This is a genomic window from Donghicola eburneus (assembly GCF_900115865.1).
Classification (GTDB): domain Bacteria; phylum Pseudomonadota; class Alphaproteobacteria; order Rhodobacterales; family Rhodobacteraceae; genus Donghicola; species Donghicola eburneus.
In genome coordinates this window covers 377,913-402,796 of sequence record NZ_FOXY01000002.1, presented here as the reverse complement: position 1 = coordinate 402,796, position 24,884 = coordinate 377,913, and the positions used below count along the sequence as shown (strand labels likewise).

Here is a 24,884-nt window from a genome sequence, read left to right as displayed (position 1 = left end):
ACCCCAGGGGTGAATTGGCCTCGGCCCGAGGCCAAGAGGGGGCAGCGCCCCCAGCCCGCTCAACGCTGCAGCTGACGCCAGCCGATATCACGGCGGCAGAAGCCTTCGGGCCATTCCACCCGATCTACCATAGCATAGGCACGATCGCGGGCTTCTTGCAGGCTCTCACCGCGCGCAGTCACGTTCAATACGCGGCCACCGGTAGCCAAGACCTTGCCGCCTTCGGCTTTGGTGCCCGCGTGAAAGACGACGTTCATGCTGTCGTTCTCGATTGCGTCGAGCCCTTTGATTTCGGTGCCTTTGACGTAGCTGCCGGGATAGCCCTCGGCAGCCATGACAACGGTCATCGCGTGATCGTCAGCCCAGTTCACGGTGACTTCTGAGAGGCGGCTCTCGGCACAGGCTTGGATGAGGTCCAGCGCCTGCGCGCCAAGGCGCAGCATCAGCACCTGACATTCGGGATCGCCAAAGCGGACGTTATATTCCACCAGACGCGGCTGCCCATCTTCGATCATCAGACCCACGTACAGAACGCCCGAATAGGGCATGCCGCGACGGGCCATCTCGGCCATGGTTGGACGCACGATCTCTTCCAGTGCTTTGTCGGTCACAGACGCGTCCATGATCGGGGCAGGCGAATAGGCACCCATGCCGCCGGTGTTCGGGCCGGTGTCGCCTTCGCCCACGCGCTTGTGGTCTTGGGCGGTGCCAACAGGCAACACGTCTTCGCCATCGACCAATACAAAGAAGCTGGCCTCTTCGCCGGTCATGAATTCTTCGATCACGACCTCTGCGCCAGCCGCACCGAATGCGCCGCCGAACATGTCGTCAATCGCCGCCAGCGCTTCGTCCACTTCCATCGCGACGATCACGCCTTTGCCCGCCGCCAGACCGTCGGCCTTGACCACGATGGGTGCGCCTTGCTCGCGGATATAGGCTTTGGCAGGCTCGGCATCGGTAAAGCGAGCATAGGCAGCTGTGGGCGCGCCAACCGCGTCACAGATTTCCTTGGTAAAGCTTTTCGAGGCCTCCAGACGGGCCGCCGCTGCATTGGGCCCGAACACGGGAATTTGGGCCTCGCGCAGGCGGTCTGCGACGCCCGCAGCCAAGGGCGCTTCGGGGCCGATGATGACCAGATCAATGGCTTCGGCTTCAGCGAACTGCACGACCGCTGCGGGGTCCTCGGCGTTCAGTGTGGCGCAGGTGGCGATCTGTGCGATGCCCGCGTTGCCGGGGGCGACGATCAGTTTATCGCACTTGGGGTTCTGCGACACGGCCCACGCCAGCGCATGTTCGCGGCCACCGCCGCCAAGGATCAGGATGTTCATGGGCTACTCCCGCTTGGGTTTTCGTTGCTGGCGTTCTAGTTTGGGATCAACCAAAGAACAAGCGAGGCAAGTATGGACCTGTTCGAGGACGAGGCACCGGGCGGCAATGCCCCAGAATTCACCGTCTCCGAGGTGTCAGGCGCGGTAAAGCGCATGATCGAGGGCGAATTCAGCCATATCCGGATTCGCGCAGAAATCGGGCGGGTGTCCTTTCCGCGGTCAGGTCATGTCTATCTGGACCTGAAAGACGACAAATCCGTTCTGGCCTCGGTTATCTGGAAGGGCGTCGCAAGCCGTTTTCCCACCCGCCCCGAAGAAGGGCTGGAGGTTATCGCTACGGGCCGTCTGACCACATTTCCCGGACAGTCGAAATATCAGATGGTGATCGAGGATATGCGCCCCGCCGGTGTGGGCGCTCTGATGGCCATGCTTGAGGCCCGCAAGAAGAAGCTGGAGGGGGAGGGGCTGTTCGATCCCGCCCGCAAGCGGCCTTTGCCCTATCTGCCAGAGATCATCGGTGTGGTGACCTCGCCCTCTGGCGCGGTGATCCGCGATATTCTGCACCGCCTGCGCGACCGCTTCCCGCGCAAGGTCTTGATTTGGCCCGTCGCCGTGCAGGGTGAAAAATGCGCCCCCGAAGTGGCCCGCGCGATCGAAGGGTTCAACCGCCTGACTCCCGGCGGTGCTATGCCGCGTCCCGATGTGCTGATCGTCGCGCGCGGCGGCGGCTCGCTCGAGGACCTCTGGGGTTTCAACGAAGAAATCGTTGCGCGCGCCGCCGCTGCCTCTGACATCCCGCTGATTTCTGCGGTGGGGCACGAGACCGACACCACGCTGATCGACTTTGTCAGTGACCGCCGTGCGCCAACCCCCACCGCAGCGGCGGAAATCGCGGTGCCCGTGCGCACGGATCTGATGTTTGCTCTGGATGATTTCGCCGCGCGTTTGGGACGTGGCCTGACCCGAGGGCTTGATCTGCGCGGCCAACGCCTGCGCGATCTGTCCCGCGCCCTGCCGCGCCCTGAACGGTTGGTCGAACCCGCCCGTCAGCGTCTGGACTATGCCTCCGAACGTTTGCCCGCTGCCCTGCGCCGTAGCGTCGATGCGCGCCGCCTTCGTCTGTCCGAAGCGGGCGGCTCCTTGCGCCCCGCCACCTTGCGCCGCGCCATTCAGACCGAAGCGGACCGGACCACCAAACTGGCTGCGCGCCTGACACCAGCTCAAACTCGGCTTAGCGCCAACCGCAAAGATGCCTTCCTTGCGCGCGCCGCCCGTTTGCGCCCCGAGGCGCTGAGCGCCGAGATTACGCGCCAAACCGCAGATTTAGACCGTCTGACGCAGCGCTTGGCCGATAGCCACAAACGCCTGAGCGACAAACGCGCCGAAAGACTGGATGCAGCAGGCCGCCTGCTAGAAACCCTCAGCTATCGCAAAACGCTGGAACGCGGCTATGCCGTGGTCCGTGCCGACAGTCACGTCGTCACGACCAAAGAGGCAGCGCAAAACGCAGGTGCGATCGAGATCGAATTCGCCGATGGCCGCATGAGAATCGGTGGTGCCGCGAAACCCGCGAAAAAGCCCAAGGACAGCGGCCCCACGCAAGGCAGCCTATTTTAAACGCCGACCTCTGGACCCGTGCAATAGAGCGGCCCTTCTCCCCGATCGACCTCGTACAGGCTGTCATCGGCAGGATCGCTCAGAAAATCGGCACGGATGCCTGCGCCAGAGTCAAAGAACTTCCAGCACTGCGGTGTGGGGGTGTCCTGATAGACAAAGCAGATCGCGTCGCCTTCGGGATACCAGAACCCCTCGTCGCATTCGCCATCCAGAAAAGACCAGCGCACGCGGCGATCGGGCAGGTACTCTTCCGCGCCATAAGGCTCACCTGACAGACCGTAGGTCAGCACTTTGCCCTCGACGCGGGCGGCAAATTCCTCGGCGCTGAGAAGGGTTTCGGCATGCCCGAGGGCGGGAAAAATCAAAGCAATAAAAGTAATAAGGCGCAGCATAAAAACTCCGGAGGTTTGCGCGCAGCATAGGACGGTATTTTTCGAGTGTCCCGCGCCTTTTCTTTCATCCACAGAAGGTTTACCTCTGTCGCGGATAGAAAAAGGGGTGCCCATGGCGTTTTTCCGCAAGCTCCGCGACCGGATGTTCAAATCTTCCTCCAAACTCGATCAGGGTCTGGAGGCGTTGATCGAGGATGGCGCAGAAGAAACCACCGAGGCACAAAGCCCCGAGCCTACACCTGCGCCGACGCCTGCACCCGCGCCAGAACCGGCCCCATCGTCTGAACCGGCACCTGCGCCAGCGCAGCCCGCCGCGCCCGCGCCCGCAAAAACGGGCATTTTGGGGCGACTCACGGGTGCCGATACTGGCCCAAAGAGGACCCTCGACGATGACATGCTCGAGGAGCTCGAGGATTTGCTCGTCGCTTCGGACATGGGGGTCGAAACCGCGCAGCGTGTCGCGGCCAACATTGCCCAAAGCCACCTTGGTCAGCGCGTCAGCCAGACCCAGATCAAAGAACTTCTTGCCCGTGAAATCACCCGCATCATGGAGGGTGTTGCGCGTCCCCTGCCGCTCTACCCCAAAAAGCCGCAAGTCGTTCTGGTCGTCGGCGTCAACGGATCGGGCAAAACCACTACCATCGGTAAACTTGCCAGCCAGTTCAAAGCTGCGGGCAAAAACGTGGTGATTGCTGCGGGTGACACCTTCCGTGCCGCTGCGGTCGAGCAGCTTCAGGTCTGGGGCCAGCGCGCCGACGTGCCCGTTCTGACCGCACCCGAAGGCTCGGACCCCGCAAGCCTCGCCTACGAGGCGATGACCAAGGCCGAGGCCGAAGGCGCAGACCTTCTGATGATTGACACCGCTGGCCGCCTGCAAAACCGCGCCGATCTCATGGAAGAGCTCGCGAAAATCGTTCGCGTGATCCGTAAAAAAGACCCTGACGCACCGCATAACACGCTGTTGGTGCTGGACGCGACGACAGGTCAGAACGCGGTCACGCAGGTCGAAATCTTCAAACAAATCGCCGACGTCTCTGGCCTCGTGATGACCAAGCTCGACGGCACCGCACGCGGCGGTGTCTTGGTCGCGCTCGCGGACAAGTTCGGTCTGCCGATCCACGCCATCGGTGTGGGCGAGCAGATTGATGACCTCGACGCCTTTGATCCCGAAGATTTCGCCAAGGCGCTCGTCGGCCTCGAGTAACCCTTTCATCTTTGCCCAAATACTCCGGGGGAGTCCGCGATAGCGGGCGGGGGCAGCGCCCCCATTCCCGGTCCCCGAAAGGCGCACCTCTTGAGCAATTGGCTCCTCTCTCTCGAAGGCACCGAAGCGGGCCATCACCTCGCCCTGATCCTCGCCGTTTCCGCCGCAATCCTGCATGCATTCTTCGGCGCGTTGCAAAAGGGGCGTCACGACCCGTGGCTTAGCCGCGGCGCGATGGACCTGAGCTATGGTCTGATGGCGATGCCTTTCGCTCTTTTCGTCGTCCCGTGGCCCGAAGCGCATATGTGGCCAATCTTTGCGGGCATGTTCCTGATCCATTTGGCTTACAAAGTCCTGCAGGCGATGGCGTACACGCGCGGGGCCTATACGGTCGTTTACCCCGTAGTGCGCGGCACAGGTCCCTTGTTCACGGTGGTCGCCGCCTTCCTGATCTTTGGAGAGACCTTTGCCCCAACCCAATGGCTCGGGGTTGGCATTTTGCTGGCGGGTATCTTCGGCCTTGCGCTCTATAACTACATCCACATCGACGTGGACCGCGAGACACTGCTGCCCGCGTTGGGGCTTGCCTTTATCACAGGCGCGTTTGTGGCGCTTTACACCACTTATGACGCCTACGGTATTCGTGCGACAGCAGACCCTTTCACCTTCTTGGCATGGTTCTTCTTCATCGACGGGATTGCGATGCCGATCTACGCGGCAAAACGCTGGCGCGCGATGGAGGTGAAGCCTGACTTCGGTCCGCTCGCCCTCCGAGGTGTGATCGGCGGACTGGTTGCATTCGGCAGCTTCGGCACCATTATGCTGGCAACTCGTCTGGACAAGGTCGGCGAGGCTGCGGTTCTGCGCGAGACCTCGACCGTGTTTGCCGCCCTGATCGGATGGATCGTCCTAGGCGAGAAAGTCGGCCCCCGCCGCATCGCTCTTATGTCCTTGATTGCCCTCGGGGCGGTCGTCGTTGAATTCGGAGGTTAACCCCATGGCAGAGCCCAAACCCGTCAGCCCTATGGTCAAAGGCGTGCTCGAATACGGGCCGGTGCTGGCGTTCTTTGTGGCCTATGTCCTGCTCAAGGATCGCACCTTCACCTTCGGCGGTGAAGAATACAGCGGCTTTATCGCCGTGACAGCGGCCTTTGTACCGCTGATGGTGATCTGTTCGGGCCTTTTGTGGAAACTGACTGGTCACATGTCCAAGATGCAGATCGTGACCTTGGTGCTGGTGGTCGTGTTCGGCGGCCTATCTGTGTGGCTCAACGACGAGCGGTTCTTCAAGATGAAACCGACGCTCATCTACCTGATCTTTGGCGGCATTCTGGGCTTCGGTCTGCTGCGCGGCCAAAGCTACCTGCGTGTCGTGATGGAAGAGGCGCTGCCGATGCAGCAAGAGGGTTGGATGATCCTGACGCGCCGCGTTTGCGCCTTCTTCTTTGGGCTTGCTGCTCTGAACGAGATCATCTGGCGCACCCAGAGCACAGAAACCTGGGTCAGCTTCAAAACCTTTGGGCTGACCATCGCGATCTTTGCGTTTTTTATGCTGCAAGGGAAACTCTTCCAGCAGTACGGGATCGAAAAGACCGAGGATTAATCCGACTCTGCGATGGCCCGTGCGCAGGCCATCGCCGAGGACCACGCCCACTGGAAATTGTATCCGCCGAGCCAGCCGGTCACGTCCACACATTCCCCAATCGCATAGAGGCCAGGGACATCCTTGGCCTCCATCGTTTTTGACGACAGACCATCTGTGTCGATCCCGCCAAGGGTGACTTCGGCGGTCCGGTAGCCTTCGGACCCTGTGGGGGTCAGTTCCCAATCCGCCAGCAGTTCGGCGACCTCGGCCAGACGTTTGTCCGTGGTGTTGGCCAGTTGGTCCTGTAGGCCCCACGCCTCGTCCAGATGCTGCGCCAGTTTCTTGGGCAGGTGTTCGGCCAGCGCTGTGCCGATCTGCCGGCGTGGGGTATCGCTGCGGGCCTGCCGCAGAATCGCCATCCAGTCGTTTTCAGGGCACAAGCTCAGGTGCACGCTGTCGCCCTCGGTCCAATAGGACGAGGCCTGCAGGATCGCAGGGCCGGACAGGCCGCGATGTGTAAACAGCACTGCCTCGTCAAAGCTTCCGTTTCCGGCGCGTACACGGCCTGGAATGGCGGTGCCAGAGATCGGCGCAAAGGGCTGTGCGCTGAACGTCAGCGGCACGAGGGCAGGGCGGGTCTCCGTGACCTGCAGGCCAAAGCTTTCTGCGATCTGATAGGCAATGCCGGTGGCGCCCATTTTGGGGATCGACTTGCCCCCTGTCGCCAGCACAACCCGCCGCGCGGACACAGTCAAAGGCTTGCCGCCTCTAACAAGACGCGCGTGGAACAGCCCGTCCGATTGGCTGACGCTTTCAACTGCGGTTTCCAGCCACAATTGCGCCCCCGCTTTGTCCATCAAATCGCGCAGCAAGGCGATGATGTCCTTTGCGCTATTGTCGCAAAACAGCTGCCCGAGCGTTTTTTCGTGCCACTTGATCCCGTAGCTGTCGACCAATGAAACAAAGTCCCATTGGGTGTAGCGGGCCAGCGCTGATTTGCAGAAATGCGGGTTTTGGCTCAGGAAATTCGCAGGCTCTGCGTACATGTTGGTGAAGTTGCAGCGCCCGCCGCCAGAGATGCGGATCTTCTCTCCTGCGGCTTTGGCGTGGTCGATCACCAGCACGCGCCCACCACAGTGGGCGGCGCACATCATTCCGGCCGCTCCGGCCCCAAGGATCAGCGTGTCATAGGTCATACCGGCGGATTGTCGCGAAATCGCCTTGGAATCAAGAGGACTCTGGCCATGAAGCAAGTTTCACGATAGAATCGCTTGCAGATCCCGCAAAGGGACAGGGCAGAGGCAAATCGGCAGGTCATCCCATGACAGAAATGGTCTATGGCGCAGTACGCGTCCAAACCGGCGAACCTATCCTTCCGCGATGGTGGCGCACGGTTGATAAGTGGACGCTGAGCTGCATCGTTTCACTGTTTGGTATCGGTCTATTGCTGGGGTTCGCAGCATCTCCGCCGCTGGCGGGGCGCAATGGCTTGGACGCGTTCTACTACGTACAGCGTCAGGCGTTCTTTGGCGGCGTGGCGCTGACGGTCGCAATGGTGGTGTCGATGATGTCGCCCCAAGTGATCCGACGCTATGCGGTGCTGGGGTTTGTCATGTCGCTCATTGCACTGGCGCTGCTGCCTTTTTTGGGCACAGACTTCGGCAAAGGTGCGGTGCGGTGGTACTCGCTTGGCTTTGCGTCGTTCCAGCCCTCTGAATTCCTTAAGCCCCTGTATATCGTCACCGCTGCGTGGTTGATGGCCGCAGGACAAGAGCTAAATGGCCCGCCGGGCAAGCTGATTTCCTTTGGCCTGACAGGTTTTATCGTGCTGTTGCTGGCGTTGCAGCCGGATTTCGGCCAGTCGGCGCTGGTCCTGTTTGCGTGGGGCACAATGTACTTTGTGGCGGGCGCACCGATGCTGCTGCTGTCGGGCATCGCGGGGATGGTCGTCTTGGGCGGCATCTTCAGCTATCACAATTCGCAGCACTTCGCGCGGCGCATTGACGGCTTCCTAAGTCCCGACGTTGATCCGCGTACCCAGCTGGGTTACGCGACCAACGCGATCCGCGAGGGCGGGTTCTTTGGCGTTGGCGTGGGTGAGGGCGAGGTGAAATGGTCTTTGCCGGACGCACATACGGATTTCATCATTGCGGTCGCAGCCGAAGAATACGGGCTCGTTCTGGTGGGCCTGATTATTGCGCTCTATTCCGTCGTTGTGGTCCGGTCGCTGATCCGCCTGATCAAAGAACGCGATCCCTTTATCCGCCTTGCTGGCACGGGTCTGGCTTGTTCGTTTGGCGTGCAGGCGATGATCAATATGGGCGTGGCGGTGCGGCTTTTGCCTGCCAAAGGCATGACTTTGCCGTTCGTCAGCTATGGTGGCTCTTCTTTGATCGCGATGGGTATTGCAGTCGGGATTCTTCTGGCGTTTACCCGCAAGCGGCCGCAGGGCCAAATCGGTGAACTTTTGCGAGGACGAGGGCGTCTATGACCCAACCACTTTTGCTGATCGCTGCCGGAGGGACCGGCGGGCACATGTTCCCCGCTCAGGCACTGGCCGAGGCGATGCTGGCAAAAGGATGGCGGGTCAAACTTTCGACCGACGCACGGGGTGCGCGCTACACAGGCGCGTTCCCTGACGCTGTTCATATTGAGGAAGTCAAAAGCGCGACCTTTGCGCGTGGCGGGCCGCTGGCGAAGCTGCTCGTGCCGTTCAAGATCATTGGCGGGATCATGTCGGCCCGTAGCGCGATGTCCAAGGACAAACCGGCGGTCGTCGTCGGCTTTGGCGGGTATCCGTCGATCCCTGCGATTTCGGCGGCGACTTGGATGAGCTTGCCGCGCATGATCCACGAGCAGAATGGTGTCTTGGGGCGGGTCAATCGGGTATTTGCTGCCAAAGTGAATAAGGTGGCGTGTGGAACTTGGCCGACAGATCTGCCCGAGGGCGTCGAAGGCATTTATACTGGGAACCCCGTCCGCAGCGCCGTTCTGGACAAAGCCGCCGCGCCTTATGTTGCGCCCGAAGGAGACGTCAGTCTCTTGGTGATCGGCGGCTCGCAAGGTGCGCGCATTCTGTCAGATGTCGTGCCTGCCGCGATTGCCGCATTGCCCGCCGATTTGCGTGGTCGGATCACAGTCAGCCATCAGGCGCGGGGCGAGGATGAAACGCGCGTCAAAGCGTTTTACCAAGAAGCGGGTATCACAGCCGACGTTCAGCCCTTTTTCAGTGATGTCCCCGAGCGCATGGAGCGCGCGCAGCTGGTGATCAGCCGCTCTGGCGCGTCTTCTGTTGCGGATGTGACCGTGATCGGACGCCCCGCGATCCTCGTGCCATTCGCTGCGGCGACTGGGGATCACCAAACCGCCAATGCGCGCGGCGTGGTTGAGGCTGGTGGCGCCGTCGCTCTGTCTGAAAACCAATTCACTGTGGACGCCGTTGCCACAGCGATCACCGATATTTTGACACAGCCCGCGCGGGCCCATGACATGGCCCAAGCCGCCTTGTCCATTGGCCGCCCCGACGCGACCGAGCGCCTTGTCGCGCTGGTCGAAGAGCTGGCACACTCCTGACGAAGAAAGACCTTCTACCATGAACGCTGCGACCAAGCTGCCCACCGATGTTGGCCCCATTCATTTCGTCGGGATCGGCGGGATCGGGATGTCGGGGATTGCCGAGGTTCTGATCAACCACGGCTACACCGTTCAGGGCTCTGACCAGAAAACCAGCAAAATTACTGATCGTTTGGCGGGCATGGGCGCGACCATTTTCGAAGGCCAGCGGGCCGAGAATCTGGAAGGGGCCGAGGTTGTTGTGATCTCTTCTGCGATCAAGCCAGGCAACCCAGAGCTGGACGAAGCGCGCCGCCGCGGTCTGCCTGTTGTGCGCCGCGCCGAGATGCTGGCCGAACTGATGCGGTTGAAGTCGAACATCGCGATTGCGGGCACCCACGGCAAAACCACCACGACCACGATGGTCGCTGAATTGTTGGTTGCTGGTGGGATCGACCCCACCGTGATCAACGGCGGCATCATCCACGCCTATGGCTCGAATGCCCGCATGGGGCAGGGCGAGTGGATGGTCGTCGAGGCAGACGAGAGCGACGGCACCTTTAACCGTTTGCCCGCGACCATCGCCATTGTCACCAACATCGATCCCGAGCACATGGAGCATTGGGGCGATTTCGACACCCTGCGCGAAGGCTTCTACCAGTTCGTGTCCAATATCCCGTTCTACGGTCTGGCGGTTTGCTGCACTGACCACCCGGAAGTTCAGGCGCTGGTGGGCAAAATCACCGACCGCCGCGTGACCACCTATGGCTTTAACGCCCAAGCGGACGTCCGTGCGATCAATCTGCGCTATGAGGCCGGCGTCGCCCACTTCGACATCCGGCTGCAACAAGAAGACATGACAATCGAGGGCTGCACGCTGCCCATGCCCGGTGATCACAACGTCTCGAACGCCTTGTCTGCGGTCGCTGTGTCTCGCCATCTGGGCATGAAGGTCGAAGAAATCCGCGAGGCGCTGGCCAAATTTGGCGGCGTGAACCGCCGCTTTACCAAGGTTGGTGAAGTCAACGGGGTCACGATCATCGACGATTACGGTCACCACCCTGTTGAGATTGCCGCTGTCCTCAAGGCCGCGCGTCAGGCGACCACAGGCCGCGTGATCGCTGTGCACCAGCCGCATCGCTACAGCCGACTGCACAGCCTGTTCGATGATTTCTGTAGCTGCTTTAACGATGCGGATGTCGTTGCGATTGGCGAAGTCTTTGCTGCTGGCGAAGCGCCCATCGAAGGCGCGAGCCGAGATGATCTGGTCGCGGGTCTGATCCGTCATGGTCACCGCCACGCCCGCGCCCTGCACAACGAAGAGGATCTGGAGCGTCTGGTGCGCGAGCAGACCCAGCCCGGTGATATGGTCGTTTGCCTTGGGGCAGGGACCATCAGCGCGTGGGCAAATAACCTGCCGAACCGTTTGGCCGACTAAGAGGAGCGACAATTGATGACTGCCGCGGATCTGGGAATGGGCGCGGCATGCGTCTGGGTGCTGAGCGCCGCTCTGATGACCATGCTCTTCAAGGGGCAAAAGCTTTGGCTCTGTGCATATGGGCTGATCGCGACGGGCATTCCTATGCTCGTCGCTTTGTTTTTCACGAATGGCCCTTGGATCGCGCTGGCGTTTCTGGCAGCAGGTCTGTCAATTCTGCGCTGGCCGGTGATCTACCTGTGGCGCTGGCTGACCGGAAAACGGAGGACCCCCGATGCAGATGCCTGAGGTGCGAGGAAATTTGACCCCCAACCGTCCACTGGCAGACCTGACATGGTTACGGGTCGGTGGCCCCGCAGACTGGTTCTATCAGCCTGCAGACCTCGAAGACCTCTGCGCCTTTCTAAAGGCCCTTCCGAGTGATGTGTCAGTTTTTCCGATGGGTGTCGGGTCCAATCTGATCGTGCGCGATGGTGGAATCAGGGCTGTCGTGATCCGCATGGGGCGCGGTTTTAACGGCCTGAGCATCGAGGGCACTCGTGTAACTGTAGGTGCGGCGATGCTCGATTCCATGGCCGCGCGCAAGGCGGCGTTAGCGGGCCTTGATCTGACATTTTTGCGCACCATTCCAGGCTCGATTGGCGGGGCAATCCGTATGAACGCAGGGTGCTACGGGACCTATGTGGCCGACCATTTGGTTTCCGCGCAGGCCGTCTCACGGAATGGTGAAGTGGTTATGCTGAGCCCCGAAGATCTCCAATTCGGATATCGTCACAGTCACTTGCCCGAGGGGTGGGTGCTGACCGAGGCGGTGTTCGAGGCGCCGACTGGTGACCCCGCAGAACTGGAACAGAAAATGGCCGATCAACTGGCCAAACGGGATGCGACCCAACCGACAAAAGATCGCACTGCGGGAAGTACTTTTCGCAATCCTGCGGGCTTTTCAAGCACAGGGCGCGCGGATGATATTCATGATCTGAAAGCATGGAAGCTGATCGATGATGCAGGCATGCGCGGCGCAACCGTAGGCGGTGCGCAAATGAGCCCGAAGCATTCGAACTTTCTAGTGAATACAGGCGATGCGACGGCGAGCGATCTCGAAAGGTTAGGCGAGCTTGTCCGAAAAAGCGTTTTCCAATCGAGCGGATTAGAGCTAGAATGGGAAGTGATCCGTGTGGGTGACGAAACCTAACCATCCTCGCGATTTGTAAGATAAATTAACTAAAAATCTGTGGCATTTTGAGAGCATTTAGGCTCTTGTGTTGGCAGTAGACAAAAACAGGCCGAAACGGCCGAGAATACAGAGGCAGATGTGGTGATGTCGAGCAGGGCTCACCCGACTGTAGCGGTCCTATTGGGCGGCCCCTCCGCAGAGCGAGAGGTGTCGTTATCCAGTGGAAAAGAGTGCGCCGCTGCACTTCGGGACGAAGGATTCGAAGTGGTCGAGCTGGATGCTGGCCCCGACCTGCCCACACGCCTTGCAGAGATTCGCCCTGACGTTGTGTTCAACGCGCTCCACGGTCGGTGGGGCGAGGATGGCTGTGTGCAAGGCATTCTTGAATGGATGGGTATCCCCTACACGCATTCAGGCGTTCTGGCCTCTTCGCTCGCAATGGACAAAGCCCGTAGCAAGGATGTGTACCGCGCCGCAGGTCTGCCGATTGTCGAAAGCGTTCTGGCCAGCCGTGATGAAGTCCGCACCCGCCATGTGATGCCCGCGCCCTATGTGGTGAAGCCCAACAACGAAGGGTCCAGCGTCGGCGTCTATCTGGTGATGGACGGCGCAAACACGCCGCCACAACTGTCCGACGAAATGCCAGAGACCGTGATGGTCGAGACCTACGCGCCGGGCCGGGAACTGACGACCACTGTGCTCGGGGATCGTCCCTTGGCCGTGACCGATATTCTGACAGACGGCTGGTACGACTACAGCGCCAAGTACGAAGTGGGCGGGTCGCGCCACGTGGTGCCCGCCGATGTTCCCGACGCCATCCGCGATGCCTGCTATGACTATGCCGTTCGTGCGCATAACGCCTTGGGCTGCCGTGGCATGAGCCGCACAGATTTCCGCTGGGACGAGACCCGTGGTGTGGATGGTCTGATCCTGCTCGAGACCAACACCCAGCCCGGCATGACGCCCACTTCGCTGAGCCCTGAACAGGCAGGCGTCGCTGGCATGAGCTTTGGCGCCCTGTGCCGGTGGCTGGTGGAGGACGCATCGTGCAACAGATGACGCGCCGCGCCGATCCCGCTCCTAGTCGTTGGGCCTATAAGGTCCAGCGCATGTGGCTGACCCCCAGCTTCCGTATGGGGCTGCGCATGGGGTTGCCCGTGATGGTGGTGGCTTTGGCAGCAGCGACTTATCTGGGCAACGAACAGCGCCGCACTGATTTGTTCGCAAGCATCGAAGCGGTAAAGCGCGACTTTCAAGAACGTCCCGAATTCATGGTCCAGATGATGGCCGTGGACGGTGCGAATGACAAAACGTTGAAAACGATTCAAGAGCTTATGCCAGCGAGTTTCCCGCTGAGCTCGTTCGACCTGAACCTCAACGATCTGCGTGATGAAATCCGCAAGATCGACGCGGTCAAGGACGTGTCCCTACAGATCCGTTCCGGCGGTGTTTTGCAGGTTGATGTGATAGAGCGCCAGCCCGTTGCTCTGTGGCGCGGGCCCGAAGGCGTGGAAGTGATCGACGAGGAGGGCGTGCGCGCGGACAAGCTGGATGCGCGGATCGAACGTCCTGACCTCCCCCTGATCGTTGGGGACGGGGCCAACAAGAATGTCACCCAAGCGTTGGAATTGATTGCAGCTGCTGCCCCCATCCGTGAACGGGTGCGCGGCGTGGTGCGTGTCAGCAACCGACGCTGGGATTTGGTACTGGATCGGGATCAGCGCATTTTGCTGCCCGAAAAAGACGCTGTGCGCGCGCTGGAACGCGTGATCGCACTGGAGCAGGCAAAAGAACTTTTGACCCGCGACGTGACGGTCGTGGACATGAGACTGGCCGACAGGCCGACAATCCGGATGACACAAGTGGCACGTAAAGAATTGCTGCGCGTCCGGGGGTATGAAGCTGAGGATTGAGGCAGATGATCGAGCTTTATGAAACACAGCGCGCTATGCGCGGACTACGGAAGGCAGCACTACAGCGTGGCGTGATCGCCATTCTGGACGTTGGAACTTCGAAGATCGCGTGTCTGGTGCTGCGGTTTGATCGCACAGATGCCTTTGTCGAAGGCGAGGATATCGGGTCCATGGCAGGGCAGGCGGGCTTCCGCGTTGTCGGTGCAGCGACAACTCGGTCTCGCGGCGTTCGGTTTGGTGAGATTGACGCGATGGCCGAGACCGAGCGGGCGATCCGCACTGTCGTTCAGGCGGCGCAAAAGATGGCAGGTGTCCGCGTCGACCACGTGATCGCGACATTCTCTGGCGCGCGTCCCCGCAGCTACGGCTTGGCAGGCGCGGTCGAGCTTGATGGCCAGCAGGTCAGCGAAGAGGATATCGGCAGCGTTCTGGCGTCGTGCGATGTGCCCGATTACGGCGCAGGCCGCGAGGTGCTGCACGCACAGCCCGTGAACTTCGCATTGGATCACCGCTCGGGACTGAATGATCCGCGTGGCCAGATCGGCAATACACTCAGCTGTGATATGCACATGCTGACAGTTGATGCCAGCGTGATCCAGAATCTGGCATACTGCATCAAGCGTTGCGACTTGGAACTGGCTGGTGTCGCAAGCTCTGCTTACGTGTCTGGCACGGCGGCACTGATCGAAGATGAAAAAGAATTAGGTGCAGCGTGCATCGATATGGGGGGCGGCACCACTGGCGTGTCGATCTTCATGCGCAAGCACATGATTTATGCGGACAGCGTGCGGATGGGGGGTGACCACGTCACCAGCGACATCTCTATGGGCCTTCAGGTTCCCATGACGACTGCAGAACGTATAAAGACTTTCCACGGTGGCGTCTACGCGACCGGCATGGATGACCGCGAATTGATCGATCTGGACGGAGACTCTGGTGATTGGGAGCATGATCGCCGCACCGTCAGCCGTACCGAATTGATCGGGATAATGCGTCCGCGTGTCGAAGAAATTCTAGAGGAAGTGCGTGCGCGGTTGGACGCGGCAGGCTTTGACCATATGCCGAGCCAGCAAATCGTGCTCACGGGCGGTGGAAGTCAGATTCCCGGCCTTGACGGGCTGGCCAGTAAGATATTAGGGCAGCAGGTGCGGCTGGGTCGACCTTTGCGCGTACACGGACTTCCTCAGGCCGCAACAGGGCCGGGATTTGCCAGCGCAGTGGGGCTTTGCTGCTTTGCAGCGCATCCACAGGACGAATGGTGGGACTTCGACATGCCGGTCGAAAGATACCCCGCCCGATCATTGCAGCGCGCGATGAAATGGTTCAAGGATAACTGGTAAGCCCAATATCTGGTGCATTTAGGCGAAATGCCGCCTTTTGGGGCATCTTTGTGGCCAGATTTTGTGTTGACAGGCTGACTTTTTGGATGACGTCGCCGTTTATGGCGCGTAGAATGATATGTAATCAGGGACAAAACTGCCCGGTGGCACGGGCGACAAGCAGGCGGACAGATCATGACTTTGAACCTTTCGATGCCCGGACACGATGAATTGAAGCCCCGCATCACCGTGTTCGGTGTGGGCGGCGCCGGCGGCAACGCGGTCAACAACATGATCGAGAAACAGCTCGAGGGTGTGGAATTCGTTGTGGCGAATACCGACGCACAAGCCCTTCAGCAGGCCCAAGCAACCAACCGCATCCAGCTGGGTGTGAAAGTGACCGAGGGTCTGGGTGCTGGCGCAAAGGCAAGCGTAGGCGCTGCCGCAGCTGAAGAGAGCATCGAGCAGATTGTCGATCATCTGGCAGGCGCACACATGTGCTTTATTACCGCAGGCATGGGCGGCGGCACCGGCACCGGTGCAGCGCCAATCATCGCGCAGGCTGCACGTGAACTTGGTGTGCTAACCGTTGGCGTTGTGACCAAGCCCTTCCAGTTCGAAGGCGGTAAGCGCATGCGTCAGGCCGAGGAGGGTGTCGAAGCCCTTCAGAAGGTCGTCGACACGCTCATCATCATCCCGAACCAGAACCTTTTCCGTCTGGCGACTGAAAAGACCACCTTTACCGAAGCGTTTAGCTTGGCTGACGATGTTCTGTACCAAGGTGTCAAAGGCGTGACCGATCTGATGGTCTGCCCCGGTCTGATCAACCTCGACTTTGCGGACGTTCGCGCCGTGATGGACGAGATGGGCAAAGCCATGATGGGCACCGGCGAAGCGACCGGCGAAGATCGCGCCATTCAGGCGGCAGAGAAGGCTATCGCGAACCCCCTGCTGGACGAAATCAGCCTGCGCGGTGCGAAGGGCGTTCTGATCAACATCACCGGTGGTCACGACCTGACCCTGTTCGAACTGGACGAGGCGGCCAACCGTATCCGCGAAGAAGTAGATCCCGACGCGAACATCATCGTTGGTTCGACCCTGGATACATCGCTCGAAGGCGGTATGCGTGTCAGTGTTGTCGCAACTGGTATCGACGCATCGGCCAAAGCTCTGGAAGAGCCCGCGCCCCGTCGTACTTTGGCAGAGCCGCTCACCCAGCAGGTGAGCGCTGAACAGCCTGCGCCCGCTCCGCAGCAGCCCGCGCCTCAAGCGCCGACTGCCGCTGCGCCGCAGCCCCAGTATCAGCAGCCGCAATACCAACAGCCTGCACCGCAGCAGCCGACCAGCTACCAGACTCCTGCACCTCAGCAGCCCAAGCGCCCTGCGCCGCTGCCGCAGGAATCCTACCAGCAGCCTACGCAGCAACCGCGCATTGCAGCACCTCAGTACCCCGCCGAGGATGTTCCCGCACCCGCGTACCAGCCGCGTGCCGAAGAGTATCAGCAGCCTGCGCCCGAAGCGCATCAGGGGGATGACTTTGTTGCGCCCCAGCGCCCTGTCGCAGGTGCTGCAAGCCCCGAGACGATGGCACGTCTGAAGGCAGCGGTGAACCACAGCGGCACCCAGCAGCAGCGCCCGATGGGCAGCACCCAGCCGCAGGCGCCCGCGCGCCCCGCTGCTCCGGCTGCGCCCGAGAAGTCGCGCTTTGGGATCAACTCGCTGATTAATCGCATGACCGGTCACAACGAGCAGCCCGCTGCTCCGGCCCGTCCGCAGCCTCAGCCCGAGCGCAATGCGCCTCAGACTGCGCGTCGTGTGGCACCACCTGCGCCGTCTTTTGAAGAGGATGTTGATAACGATCCGGCACAAGACAAGATCGAGATTCCTGCGTTCCTGCGCCGTCAGGCCAACTGATCCGTGTGAATCGAAACATTCAAGGCCGCCTTCGGGCGGCCTTTTTGTTTTTGAGAATCAAGGCCTTGATCCTGTAAATAATCCTTAGGCGTATTTTTGCCCGCCTTTTAGGATGGGATGTTTCACCGTGTTGCAAAGATTGAATTGTGACTCTGGGGGGTGAGCGTTAACTGTCTGTTCAACAAAGCGATACATTCGCGCAGACAATTGGGGCCATTGTGCAAACCACGATCCGAAATCAAGTCAGCTTCAACGGCGTTGGCCTTCACTCCGGTCAACCTGTGCGACTGACGATCCGTCCTGCTTCGGCCGGACACGGAATCTGGTTCACGCGTACCGACATTGTGGACCGTGACCCGCTGATCCCTGCACGCTGGGACGTTGCCGAACATTCACCTCTCTGCACCAAATTGGTCAACACCGACGGCGTCAGCCTGTCGACGGTCGAGCACGTGATGGCTGCGCTGGCGGGCTGCGGTATTCACAACGCCCTGATCGAAGTGAATGGCCCAGAAGTTCCAATCCTTGATGGCAGCTCCGCCCCCTTTGTTCGCGGGATTGTGAAGCAGGGCATCCGTATGCTGGCAGAGCCTCTGTTCGCGATCGAAGTCCTGAAGCCGGTGACGGTTGAGAAGGCTGACGCCACAGCCACTCTGACACCTGCCGACTCGCTGAAAATTGATTTTGAGATCGACTTCGCCGACGCAGCCATTGGCCGTCAGCGCAAGAGCCTGCACATGGCGAACGGCACGTTCGTCCGCGAGCTGTGCGACAGCCGCACCTTCTGCCGCGCCGCAGATGTCGAATTCATGCGTGAAAATGGTCTCGCGCTTGGCGGAACCATGGAAAACGCCGTAGTTGTTGACGGAGAAGAGGTTCTAAGCCCCGGTGGCCTGCGCCATTCGGACGAGCCTGTTCGTCACAAAATGCTAGATGCCCTTGGCGATCTGGCTTTGGCAGGTGCGCCGATCCTTGGTCTTTATACCGGATACAAGGCGGGCCACACCCTAACCAACATGCTCTTGAGGGCGCTCTTTGCCGACCCGACCGCCTACCGCATCGTCGATTGCGACGCGGCATGCATCGCCCGTTTGCCCGGCGTTGGGCTGCATGTCTCGGACCTTGCTGCCGTCGCATGATTGCGTAAGGGTGGCAAAGGCATTTTGCACCGGAATTTTCTGTGCTAACACGCCGTTGACCAGAGGCATCACGGCCTCGTGGATCCTGAATTATTGTGGGCAGGTATGAGCATGGGCAAAGCGTTTAAGACGATTTTCGGGACAGTATTTATCAGCCTCAGCGTCGCGGGCTGTTCCGATTTTTCCGCGCGGCCCTTTGCCAACAACAACAGTTTCGCCGAAGGGGGCCAATCGGGCGAACCTTTGGAAAACTTCACTGCCGAAGAGATTTATGCCCGCGGTGAATACGAGCTTGCCGACAACGATGCCGATCAGGCCGCTGTCTACTTTGGCGAGATTGAGCGTCTGTATCCCTATTCCGAATGGGCGAAGCGCGCGCTGATCATGCAGGCCTTTGCCTACCATCAGGATCAGGACTACGAAAACAGCCGTGCCGCCGCGCAGCGGTACATCGATTTCTACCCCGCAGACGAAGATGCAGCTTACGCGCAATATCTGTTGGCGCTGTCCTACTACGACCAGATCGACGACGTGGGCCGTGACCAAGGTTTGACGTTCCAAGCGCTGCAAGCCCTGCGTACGGTGATCGAGCGCTATCCCGACAGCGAATACGCAGAAAGCTCGATCCTGCAGTTCGACCTCGCCTTTGACCACTTGGCGGGCAAGGAGATGGAAGTTGGTCGCTACTATCTGAAGCGTCAGCACTATGCCGCCGCCATCAACCGTTTCCGCGTCGTGGTGGCGGATTTTCAGACCACTACCCACACCGCCGAGGCGCTGCACCGCTTAGTAGAAAGCTACCTGTCGTTGGGCCTGACCGACGAAGCGCAGACTGCCGGGGCTATTCTGGGCTATAACTATCAGGGCAGCGAGTGGTACGCAGAGACTTATGAACTGCTGACCAACGCGGGTCTGAAACCCGAGGCCAAGGGTGACAGTTGGCTGGCCAAAATTTACCGCCAGATGATCAAGGGCCAGTGGCTCTGATCACGCATCTAGGCGGGCAACCGGACATTCTACATGCTGCGAACGCTTGATATTCGGGATGTGTTGCTGATCGACAGACTGCAATTGGATTTCCAGCCGGGACTGAATGTCCTGACAGGGGAAACAGGTGCGGGTAAGTCGATCCTCTTGGACAGCTTGGGCTTTGTTCTGGGCTGGCGCGGGCGTGCCGAGTTGGTGCGTGCTGGCGCGGACCAAGGCGAAGTGATCGCTGAATTCGACTTGCCCACCGATCATGCCGCGCACCGCATTCTGGCCGAGGCTGGGGTCGAGGCGGATGGCGAATTGATCCTGCGCCGCGTGAACACCGTGGATGGCCGCAAGACTGCATGGATCAATGATCGCCGCGTGTCAGGGCAGGTGCTGCGCGACCTGTCCGAGACTTTGGTTGAATTGCATGGACAGCACGATGATCGCGGCCTGCTGAACCCGCGCGGTCACAGACAGCTGCTGGACGAGTTCGCTGGACACGGGGTCTTGTTGGCGGATCTGCGTGGGTTGTGGCTAGCGCGCAGCCGCGCGACCAAAGCGTTGGCCGAGGCCGAGGAAAAGCTGGCCGCGATGCGGAGCGAAGAAGAGTTCTTGCGCCATTCCGTCGCCGAATTGGATCAACTCGACCCGCAACCGGGCGAGGACGCAGAGCTGGACACGAAGCGCCGCCGGATGCAAGCCGCCGAGAAGATCCGCGATGATCTGGCGCGCGCGTTCCAGATCCTTGGGCTCGAAGGGGCCGAGGGCGCAATGGGTGACGGCATGCGTTGGCTGGACGGTATCGCTGCAGAAGCGGACGGTCAGTTGGATGAACCGATTGCGGCACTTGGGCGGGCGCTGAACGAGCTTGGCGATGCAACGCAAGGGGTTGAACGTGTTCTCGGGAACCTCGACTTCAACCCCGCGGAACTCGAAGCAATCGAAGAGCGCTTGTTCGCGATCCGCGGTTTGGCGCGAAAACATGGGGTAACGCCGGACGATCTGGGGACCTTTGCCGAAGAATTGCGCACGCGCCTTGGCCAACTGGATGCGGGCGAGGGGGACCTGAACCGCTTGCGCGCAGACGTCAAAGCGACTGATGCCGCCTATTCAGACGCTTCGGCGGCGTTGACAGAGTCGCGTACCGAAGCTGCGGCGCGATTGGATCGTGCCGTGATGGACGAGCTGGCCCCCCTTAAAATGGAGCGGGCGGTCTTTCATACCCAGATTACCGAGGGGGATGTCGGTCCTGAAGGGCGCGACAATGTCTCGTTCACCGTCGCCACCAACCCGGGTGCTCCCGCAGGCCCCTTGGCCAAGATTGCCTCGGGCGGCGAACTCTCCCGCTTTCTTTTGGCGCTCAAGGTTTGCCTGTCCCAAAACACATCCGGCGTGACAATGATCTTTGACGAGATTGACCGTGGGGTGGGTGGCGCAACGGCAGACGCCGTGGGTCGCCGTCTGGCGCGACTGGCGAGCGAAGGTCAGGTGCTTGTGGTGACACACTCGCCGCAGGTCGCCGCCTTGGGGCAGCATCATTGGCAGGTCAGCAAGTCCGTGCAGGATGGCCAAACCCTGAGCCGCGTGGTGCCCTTGGACGCAGGAGAGCGCGTGGACGAGGTTGCGCGCATGATCTCTGGTGACACGATCACCGAAGCTGCGCGAGAGGCGGCGCGAGCTCTGATCGAGCAAAAATAAAAGGGCCAAGCGGCCCTTTCTTTTTTCAATCACTCATCGACTTGGGTTTATTCCCCGAACCGCACCACCTTGCCCGGGTTCATGATGTTCATCGGATCCAGCGCGGCCTTGATCTGCGCCATGACGTCCCAGCCTTCGCCGTGCTCCATGGGCATATACTCCAGCTTGCCGTAGCCGACGCCATGCTCGCCGGTGACAGTTCCCCCCATGAACAACGCCCGCTTCACCATACGGTCCGAAAGCTCTTTGGCGCGATCCAGTTCTTCGGGTCTCTCTGGATCGATCATCAGGATCGCGTGGAAGTTGCCATCCCCGACGTGACCGAGAATAGGGCCTTGCAGGCCACTTTGGTCGATGTCCGTGCGCGTGGCTTCGACCGCTCCGGCAAGGCGCGAGATTGGCACACACAGATCTGTGACGACCGCGCGGCATCCGGGGCGGCTGTTCAGGATCGCCCAATACGCGTGGTGGCGTGCGTGCCAGAGCGCCTTGCGGTCTTCGGGCGCGGTTGCCCAGTCAAACCCTTTGCCGCCATGCTCGGCCAGAATTCCCCCAAAAACTTCGGCCTGTTCGGCCAAGGCGGCTTCGGAGCCGTGGAATTCGACCAAGAGGTGCGGGGTCAGGGGCAGCTCAGAGCCGGAATAGGCGTTCACAGCCGCAGCCGTGGCAGCGTCGATGAATTCGATCCGCGCCATGGGAAGCCCAAACTGGATGGTCTCAATCACAGTGGCGACAGCGTCAGAAATGTTGTCGAACGCGCAGACAGCGGCGCCTACAGCCTCGGGCTGGCCCTGCAGTTTCAGGGTCAGTTCTGTGATCAGGCCCAAGGTTCCCTCAGCCCCGATCATGAGGGCGGTTAGGTCAAAGCCCGCAGCGGATTTTTTCGCGTGGCTGCCCGTGCGAACGATACGCCCATCGGGCATGACCACCTCGAGCGCCATAACGTTGTCCCGCATCGTGCCATAGCGCACCGTGGTTGTCCCACTTGCACGAGTCGAGGCCATGCCTCCGATCGTGGCATTGGCGCCTGGATCAACTGGAAAGAACAGGCCCGTGGCACGCAATTCCTCGTTTAGTGCTTCGCGTGTGATGCCGGGTTGGACGGTGACGCTCATGTCTTCGGCGTGCAGATCGTAAATCTGATTCATATTCCGAAAATCCACGATGACGCCGCCCTGCTTGGCCAGTGCGTGTCCCTCGAGCGAAGTTCCAGCGCCCCAGCCGATCACCGGTAGGCCGTGCCGTCCGCAGATTTTCACGATCTCGCTGACCTCTTCGGTGCTGTCTGGAAATGCGACAGCATCGGCGAGGGTGGTCGGAAAATAGGATTCGCTGCGCCCATGCGCTTCAAGTTCAAACTTGGAGGTCGAGAGACGTTGTCCTAGTAAGGTGCTAAGCTCATGGAGTGCATCGGGTTTTGTCATGCCGGCCTTCTTTCTGGTTGTAGGCAACATACGCATGCTCATGTCTGTGGAAAAGGTAAACGCGCAATGGCGGGCGAACGTGAAAGAGTTTTTTAAAGAATCTCTCAACGATCTACGCGAGGAAATCGGCAGGTCTTATGATCTGGTCCGGACCAAGGGGCCGAGCCAGTTTCAATTCTGGCTGATCGCGCTGGTGGTGGGGGCTGCCTCTGGCTGCGCCGCGGTGGCGTTCCGACTCGGGATCGAGCTGTTGCAAAGCACGCTCTACCGGACCGACGACATTAACCATCTTCACACGCACCTTGGGACCGTGAACTGGATTTGGGTCATCCTGATCCCGACTGTGGGCGGGCTTCTGGTGGGGCTCTTGCTACAGCGATTCACGCCGGACGGGCGGGTGCGGTCCGTGGCAGATGTGATCGAGGGCGCCGCGCTGAATGGCGGACGGGTTGAGGTCAAAGAGGGTCTGGCCTCTGCCTTAGCATCGCTTATCACGCTATCGAGCGGCGGATCGACGGGCCGAGAGGGGCCTGTTGTGCACCTTGCTGGTGTTCTCGCGACGCGGATGAGCGGTTGGATTCACGCTGACGCCATTAGCGGGCGGAACCTCTTGGGGTGTGCTGTGGCTGCGGCGGTGTCTGCCAGCTTTAACGCGCCGATTGCGGGGGCGCTTTTTGCGCTGGAGGTCGTGCTGCGTCACTTCGCGATCCATGCCTTTGCCCCCATCGTTGTTGCCAGCGTCGCAGGCACGGTGGTGTCACGTCTGACGTTTGGCGATGTGAGCGAGTTTGTCCTGTCGTCGCGTACATTCTTGCAGTTCTACGCTGAACTGCCTGCGTTCTTTATCCTCGGGTTGGTAAGCGGTTTGGTTGCGGTCGTTCTGATGCGCGCCATCTTCTGGGCAGATCAACTCGGTAACCGACTGGAGGCGGCGCTGCAGTTCCCCGCATGGTCGCGGCCAATGATCTCTGGTTTCTTGCTGGGGGGCATTGCGCTGATGTTCCCGCACATCATTGGTGTGGGATACGAGACGACCGCCCGGGCCCTGGCGGGAGACATGCTCCTGTACGAAGCCTTGGTCTTTGTCGTGCTCAAGATCATTGCGGTGTCGATCACCATGGCGGGCCGCATGGGGGGCGGGGTGTTTTCGCCCGCGTTGATGGTGGGTGGCTTGACGGGGCTGGCCTTTGGCCTGATCGCGACGGGTATCTTCCCCTCGGTCTCGGGCGAGGCGACACTTTATGCGTTGGCAGGCATGGGCGCGGTGGCGGCGGCCGTGCTCGGCGCGCCGATTTCCACGACGCTGATCGTGTTTGAACTGACAGGGGACTGGCATACGGGGCTTGCTGTCATGGTGGCTGTGTCCATGTCGACCGCGCTGTCCAGCCGCATGGTCTCTCAGTCCTTCTTTCTGACGTTATTGGCGCGGCGCAACCTACAACTGGCCGCAGGGCCGCAGGCCTACTTGATGGGGATGTACGGCGTGGCGACCGTGATGCGTCCGCTTGATCATGAACACGCCGCCCCCTTTGACCAACTCGAAGCATTGGTGGCCGAAGGGACTGTCCTGCAAACGGGCCAGACACTGCGCGACGCGATGCCGATCTTTGACCGTACTGGCGCGGCCTTTGTCCCGGTGGTTAAGTCCGCACGCGGTGAAGAAGCGCCCGACATCGTCGGAGCGGTATTTCAAGTGGATGCCCTGCGGACCTTTAACCGCGCGCTAGCAGCGACAGCCGCAGAAGAGCACAGCTAGAAACGTCATACATTGAAACGACAAAGGGCGCGCCAGTGGCACGCCCCGTCACAGCCCCAATCGGCCGATGGATTACAACTCTTCGATCGCGAGCTGTGGGCTGGCGTGGAAGGCCAGATACCCTTTGATCTGCTCCAGACCACTCGCCGGATCCTCGTAGGACCAAGCTGCGTTCTCGATGGTCGTGCTCTTGGTCACGATGTTGTAGTACTGAGCCTCGCCCTTGAACGGGCAAGTCGTGCGCTGGCTGGATTGGTCGAGAAAGGCCATAGCGATGTCTTCCCGAGGGAAATAAACCACCGGCGTGTAATCGCCTTCTACCAACTCCAAAGTGTTCGAGCTTTCGCCCAACACAGCACCGCCTGCGCGTACAACATAAGTCCCTGCGTTTGCATGGATCTTGATGTTCGCTGTCATGCGTAGTCCCCCTGTGTTTTTTATCGCTGTGCCAGTCTT

22 protein-coding genes are annotated in these 24,884 nt (G+C 60.4%); 17 read left to right on the top strand and 5 right to left on the bottom strand.

Annotated elements, in window-relative coordinates; all coding sequences use genetic code 11:
• Positions 1-59: 59 nt before the first annotated feature.
• Positions 60-1,328 (bottom strand): phosphoribosylamine--glycine ligase, encoded by a 1,269-nt coding sequence (gene purD, locus BM225_RS04575; protein ID WP_072707207.1) that lies wholly within the window; start codon positions 1,326-1,328, stop codon positions 60-62.
• A 72-nt stretch (positions 1,329-1,400) separates the two neighbouring features.
• Between purD and xseA the strand changes: the two genes are divergently transcribed.
• The gene (gene xseA, locus BM225_RS04570; protein WP_072707205.1) at positions 1,401-2,945 is read left to right on the top strand and encodes an exodeoxyribonuclease VII large subunit; all 1,545 of its coding nucleotides are present in this window, start codon (positions 1,401-1,403) and stop codon (positions 2,943-2,945) included.
• Here the strand turns inward: xseA and BM225_RS04565 are convergent.
• On the bottom strand, positions 2,942-3,337 hold the full coding sequence (locus BM225_RS04565) for a hypothetical protein (RefSeq protein WP_072707202.1): 396 nt from the start codon (positions 3,335-3,337) through the stop codon (positions 2,942-2,944). The two genes, xseA and BM225_RS04565, sit on opposite strands and share 4 nt — an antisense overlap.
• Positions 3,338-3,449: 112 nt before the next feature.
• On the opposite strand from BM225_RS04565, the gene ftsY reads away from it, so the two are divergent.
• The 3 genes from ftsY (at position 3,450) to BM225_RS04550 (ending at position 6,144) form a co-directional block, all read left to right on the top strand.
• Positions 3,450-4,541 carry a signal recognition particle-docking protein FtsY gene (gene ftsY, locus BM225_RS04560; RefSeq protein ID WP_072707200.1) on the top strand — a complete coding sequence of 364 codons (1,092 nt, stop codon included), beginning with the start codon at positions 3,450-3,452 and terminating at the stop codon, positions 4,539-4,541.
• Between the two features lie 90 nt (positions 4,542-4,631).
• On the top strand, positions 4,632-5,534 hold the full coding sequence (locus tag BM225_RS04555) for an EamA family transporter (protein WP_072707198.1): 903 nt from the start codon (positions 4,632-4,634) through the stop codon (positions 5,532-5,534).
• Between the two features lie 4 nt (positions 5,535-5,538).
• Positions 5,539-6,144, top strand: coding sequence for an inner membrane-spanning protein YciB (locus tag BM225_RS04550; RefSeq protein ID WP_072707196.1), 606 nt, complete (start codon positions 5,539-5,541; stop codon positions 6,142-6,144).
• Here the strand turns inward: BM225_RS04550 and BM225_RS04545 are convergent.
• A complete protein-coding gene (locus tag BM225_RS04545; protein WP_072707194.1) occupies positions 6,141-7,322 on the bottom strand; it encodes a BaiN/RdsA family NAD(P)/FAD-dependent oxidoreductase in 1,182 nt (393 codons plus the stop codon). The two genes, BM225_RS04550 and BM225_RS04545, sit on opposite strands and share 4 nt — an antisense overlap.
• A 125-nt stretch (positions 7,323-7,447) precedes the next feature.
• Between BM225_RS04545 and ftsW the strand changes: the two genes are divergently transcribed.
• The 12 genes from ftsW (at position 7,448) to recN (ending at position 21,248) form a co-directional block, all read left to right on the top strand.
• Entirely contained in the window at positions 7,448-8,617 is a 1,170-nt protein-coding gene (gene ftsW / locus BM225_RS04540; protein WP_072707193.1) for a putative lipid II flippase FtsW, read from the top strand.
• A complete protein-coding gene (murG, locus tag BM225_RS04535; RefSeq protein ID WP_072707191.1) occupies positions 8,614-9,699 on the top strand; it encodes an undecaprenyldiphospho-muramoylpentapeptide beta-N-acetylglucosaminyltransferase in 1,086 nt (361 codons plus the stop codon). Before ftsW ends, murG begins: the two co-directional genes overlap by 4 nt.
• A 19-nt stretch (positions 9,700-9,718) precedes the next feature.
• Positions 9,719-11,116, top strand: coding sequence for a UDP-N-acetylmuramate--L-alanine ligase (gene murC / locus BM225_RS04530; RefSeq protein WP_072707189.1), 1,398 nt, complete (start codon positions 9,719-9,721; stop codon positions 11,114-11,116).
• A gap of 15 nt (positions 11,117-11,131) precedes the next feature.
• A complete protein-coding gene (locus tag BM225_RS04525) occupies positions 11,132-11,404 on the top strand; it encodes a DUF2484 family protein (protein WP_072707187.1) in 273 nt (90 codons plus the stop codon).
• Positions 11,391-12,308 (top strand): UDP-N-acetylmuramate dehydrogenase, encoded by a 918-nt coding sequence (gene murB, locus BM225_RS04520; protein ID WP_072707185.1) that lies wholly within the window; start codon positions 11,391-11,393, stop codon positions 12,306-12,308. The genes BM225_RS04525 and murB overlap by 14 nt, the downstream gene beginning before the upstream one ends.
• A 126-nt stretch (positions 12,309-12,434) precedes the next feature.
• A complete protein-coding gene (locus BM225_RS04515) occupies positions 12,435-13,349 on the top strand; it encodes a D-alanine--D-alanine ligase (RefSeq protein ID WP_072707183.1) in 915 nt (304 codons plus the stop codon).
• Complete coding sequence (locus BM225_RS04510; RefSeq protein WP_072707171.1) at positions 13,346-14,203, top strand: cell division protein FtsQ/DivIB; 858 nt, start codon at positions 13,346-13,348, stop codon at positions 14,201-14,203. Before BM225_RS04515 ends, BM225_RS04510 begins: the two co-directional genes overlap by 4 nt.
• 5 nt (positions 14,204-14,208) lie before the next feature.
• Complete coding sequence (gene ftsA / locus BM225_RS04505; protein WP_072707169.1) at positions 14,209-15,543, top strand: cell division protein FtsA; 1,335 nt, start codon at positions 14,209-14,211, stop codon at positions 15,541-15,543.
• A 174-nt stretch (positions 15,544-15,717) separates the two neighbouring features.
• A complete protein-coding gene (ftsZ, locus tag BM225_RS04500; protein ID WP_072707168.1) occupies positions 15,718-17,436 on the top strand; it encodes a cell division protein FtsZ in 1,719 nt (572 codons plus the stop codon).
• Positions 17,437-17,654: 218 nt separating this feature from the next.
• The gene (lpxC, locus tag BM225_RS04495) at positions 17,655-18,575 is read left to right on the top strand and encodes a UDP-3-O-acyl-N-acetylglucosamine deacetylase (protein WP_072707167.1); all 921 of its coding nucleotides are present in this window, start codon (positions 17,655-17,657) and stop codon (positions 18,573-18,575) included.
• A gap of 105 nt (positions 18,576-18,680) precedes the next feature.
• Positions 18,681-19,562 carry an outer membrane protein assembly factor BamD gene (locus tag BM225_RS04490; protein ID WP_072707166.1) on the top strand — a complete coding sequence of 294 codons (882 nt, stop codon included), beginning with the start codon at positions 18,681-18,683 and terminating at the stop codon, positions 19,560-19,562.
• A 33-nt stretch (positions 19,563-19,595) separates the two neighbouring features.
• Positions 19,596-21,248, top strand: coding sequence for a DNA repair protein RecN (recN, locus tag BM225_RS04485; RefSeq protein WP_092463879.1), 1,653 nt, complete (start codon positions 19,596-19,598; stop codon positions 21,246-21,248).
• Between the two features lie 47 nt (positions 21,249-21,295).
• Here recN and BM225_RS04480 read toward each other — a convergent pair whose 3' ends face one another.
• Positions 21,296-22,672, bottom strand: a complete 1,377-nt coding sequence (locus BM225_RS04480) for an FAD-binding oxidoreductase (RefSeq protein ID WP_072707164.1) — start codon at positions 22,670-22,672, stop codon at positions 21,296-21,298.
• Positions 22,673-22,712: 40 nt separating this feature from the next.
• Here BM225_RS04480 and BM225_RS04475 point away from each other — a divergent pair, with 40 nt between their 5' ends.
• Positions 22,713-24,428 carry a chloride channel protein gene (locus BM225_RS04475; protein WP_083595717.1) on the top strand — a complete coding sequence of 572 codons (1,716 nt, stop codon included), beginning with the start codon at positions 22,713-22,715 and terminating at the stop codon, positions 24,426-24,428.
• A 72-nt stretch (positions 24,429-24,500) separates the two neighbouring features.
• Here the strand turns inward: BM225_RS04475 and BM225_RS04470 are convergent, their stop codons facing one another.
• Positions 24,501-24,845, bottom strand: coding sequence for a DUF427 domain-containing protein (locus BM225_RS04470; protein WP_072707163.1), 345 nt, complete (start codon positions 24,843-24,845; stop codon positions 24,501-24,503).
• Between the last annotated feature and the right edge of the window lie 39 nt (positions 24,846-24,884).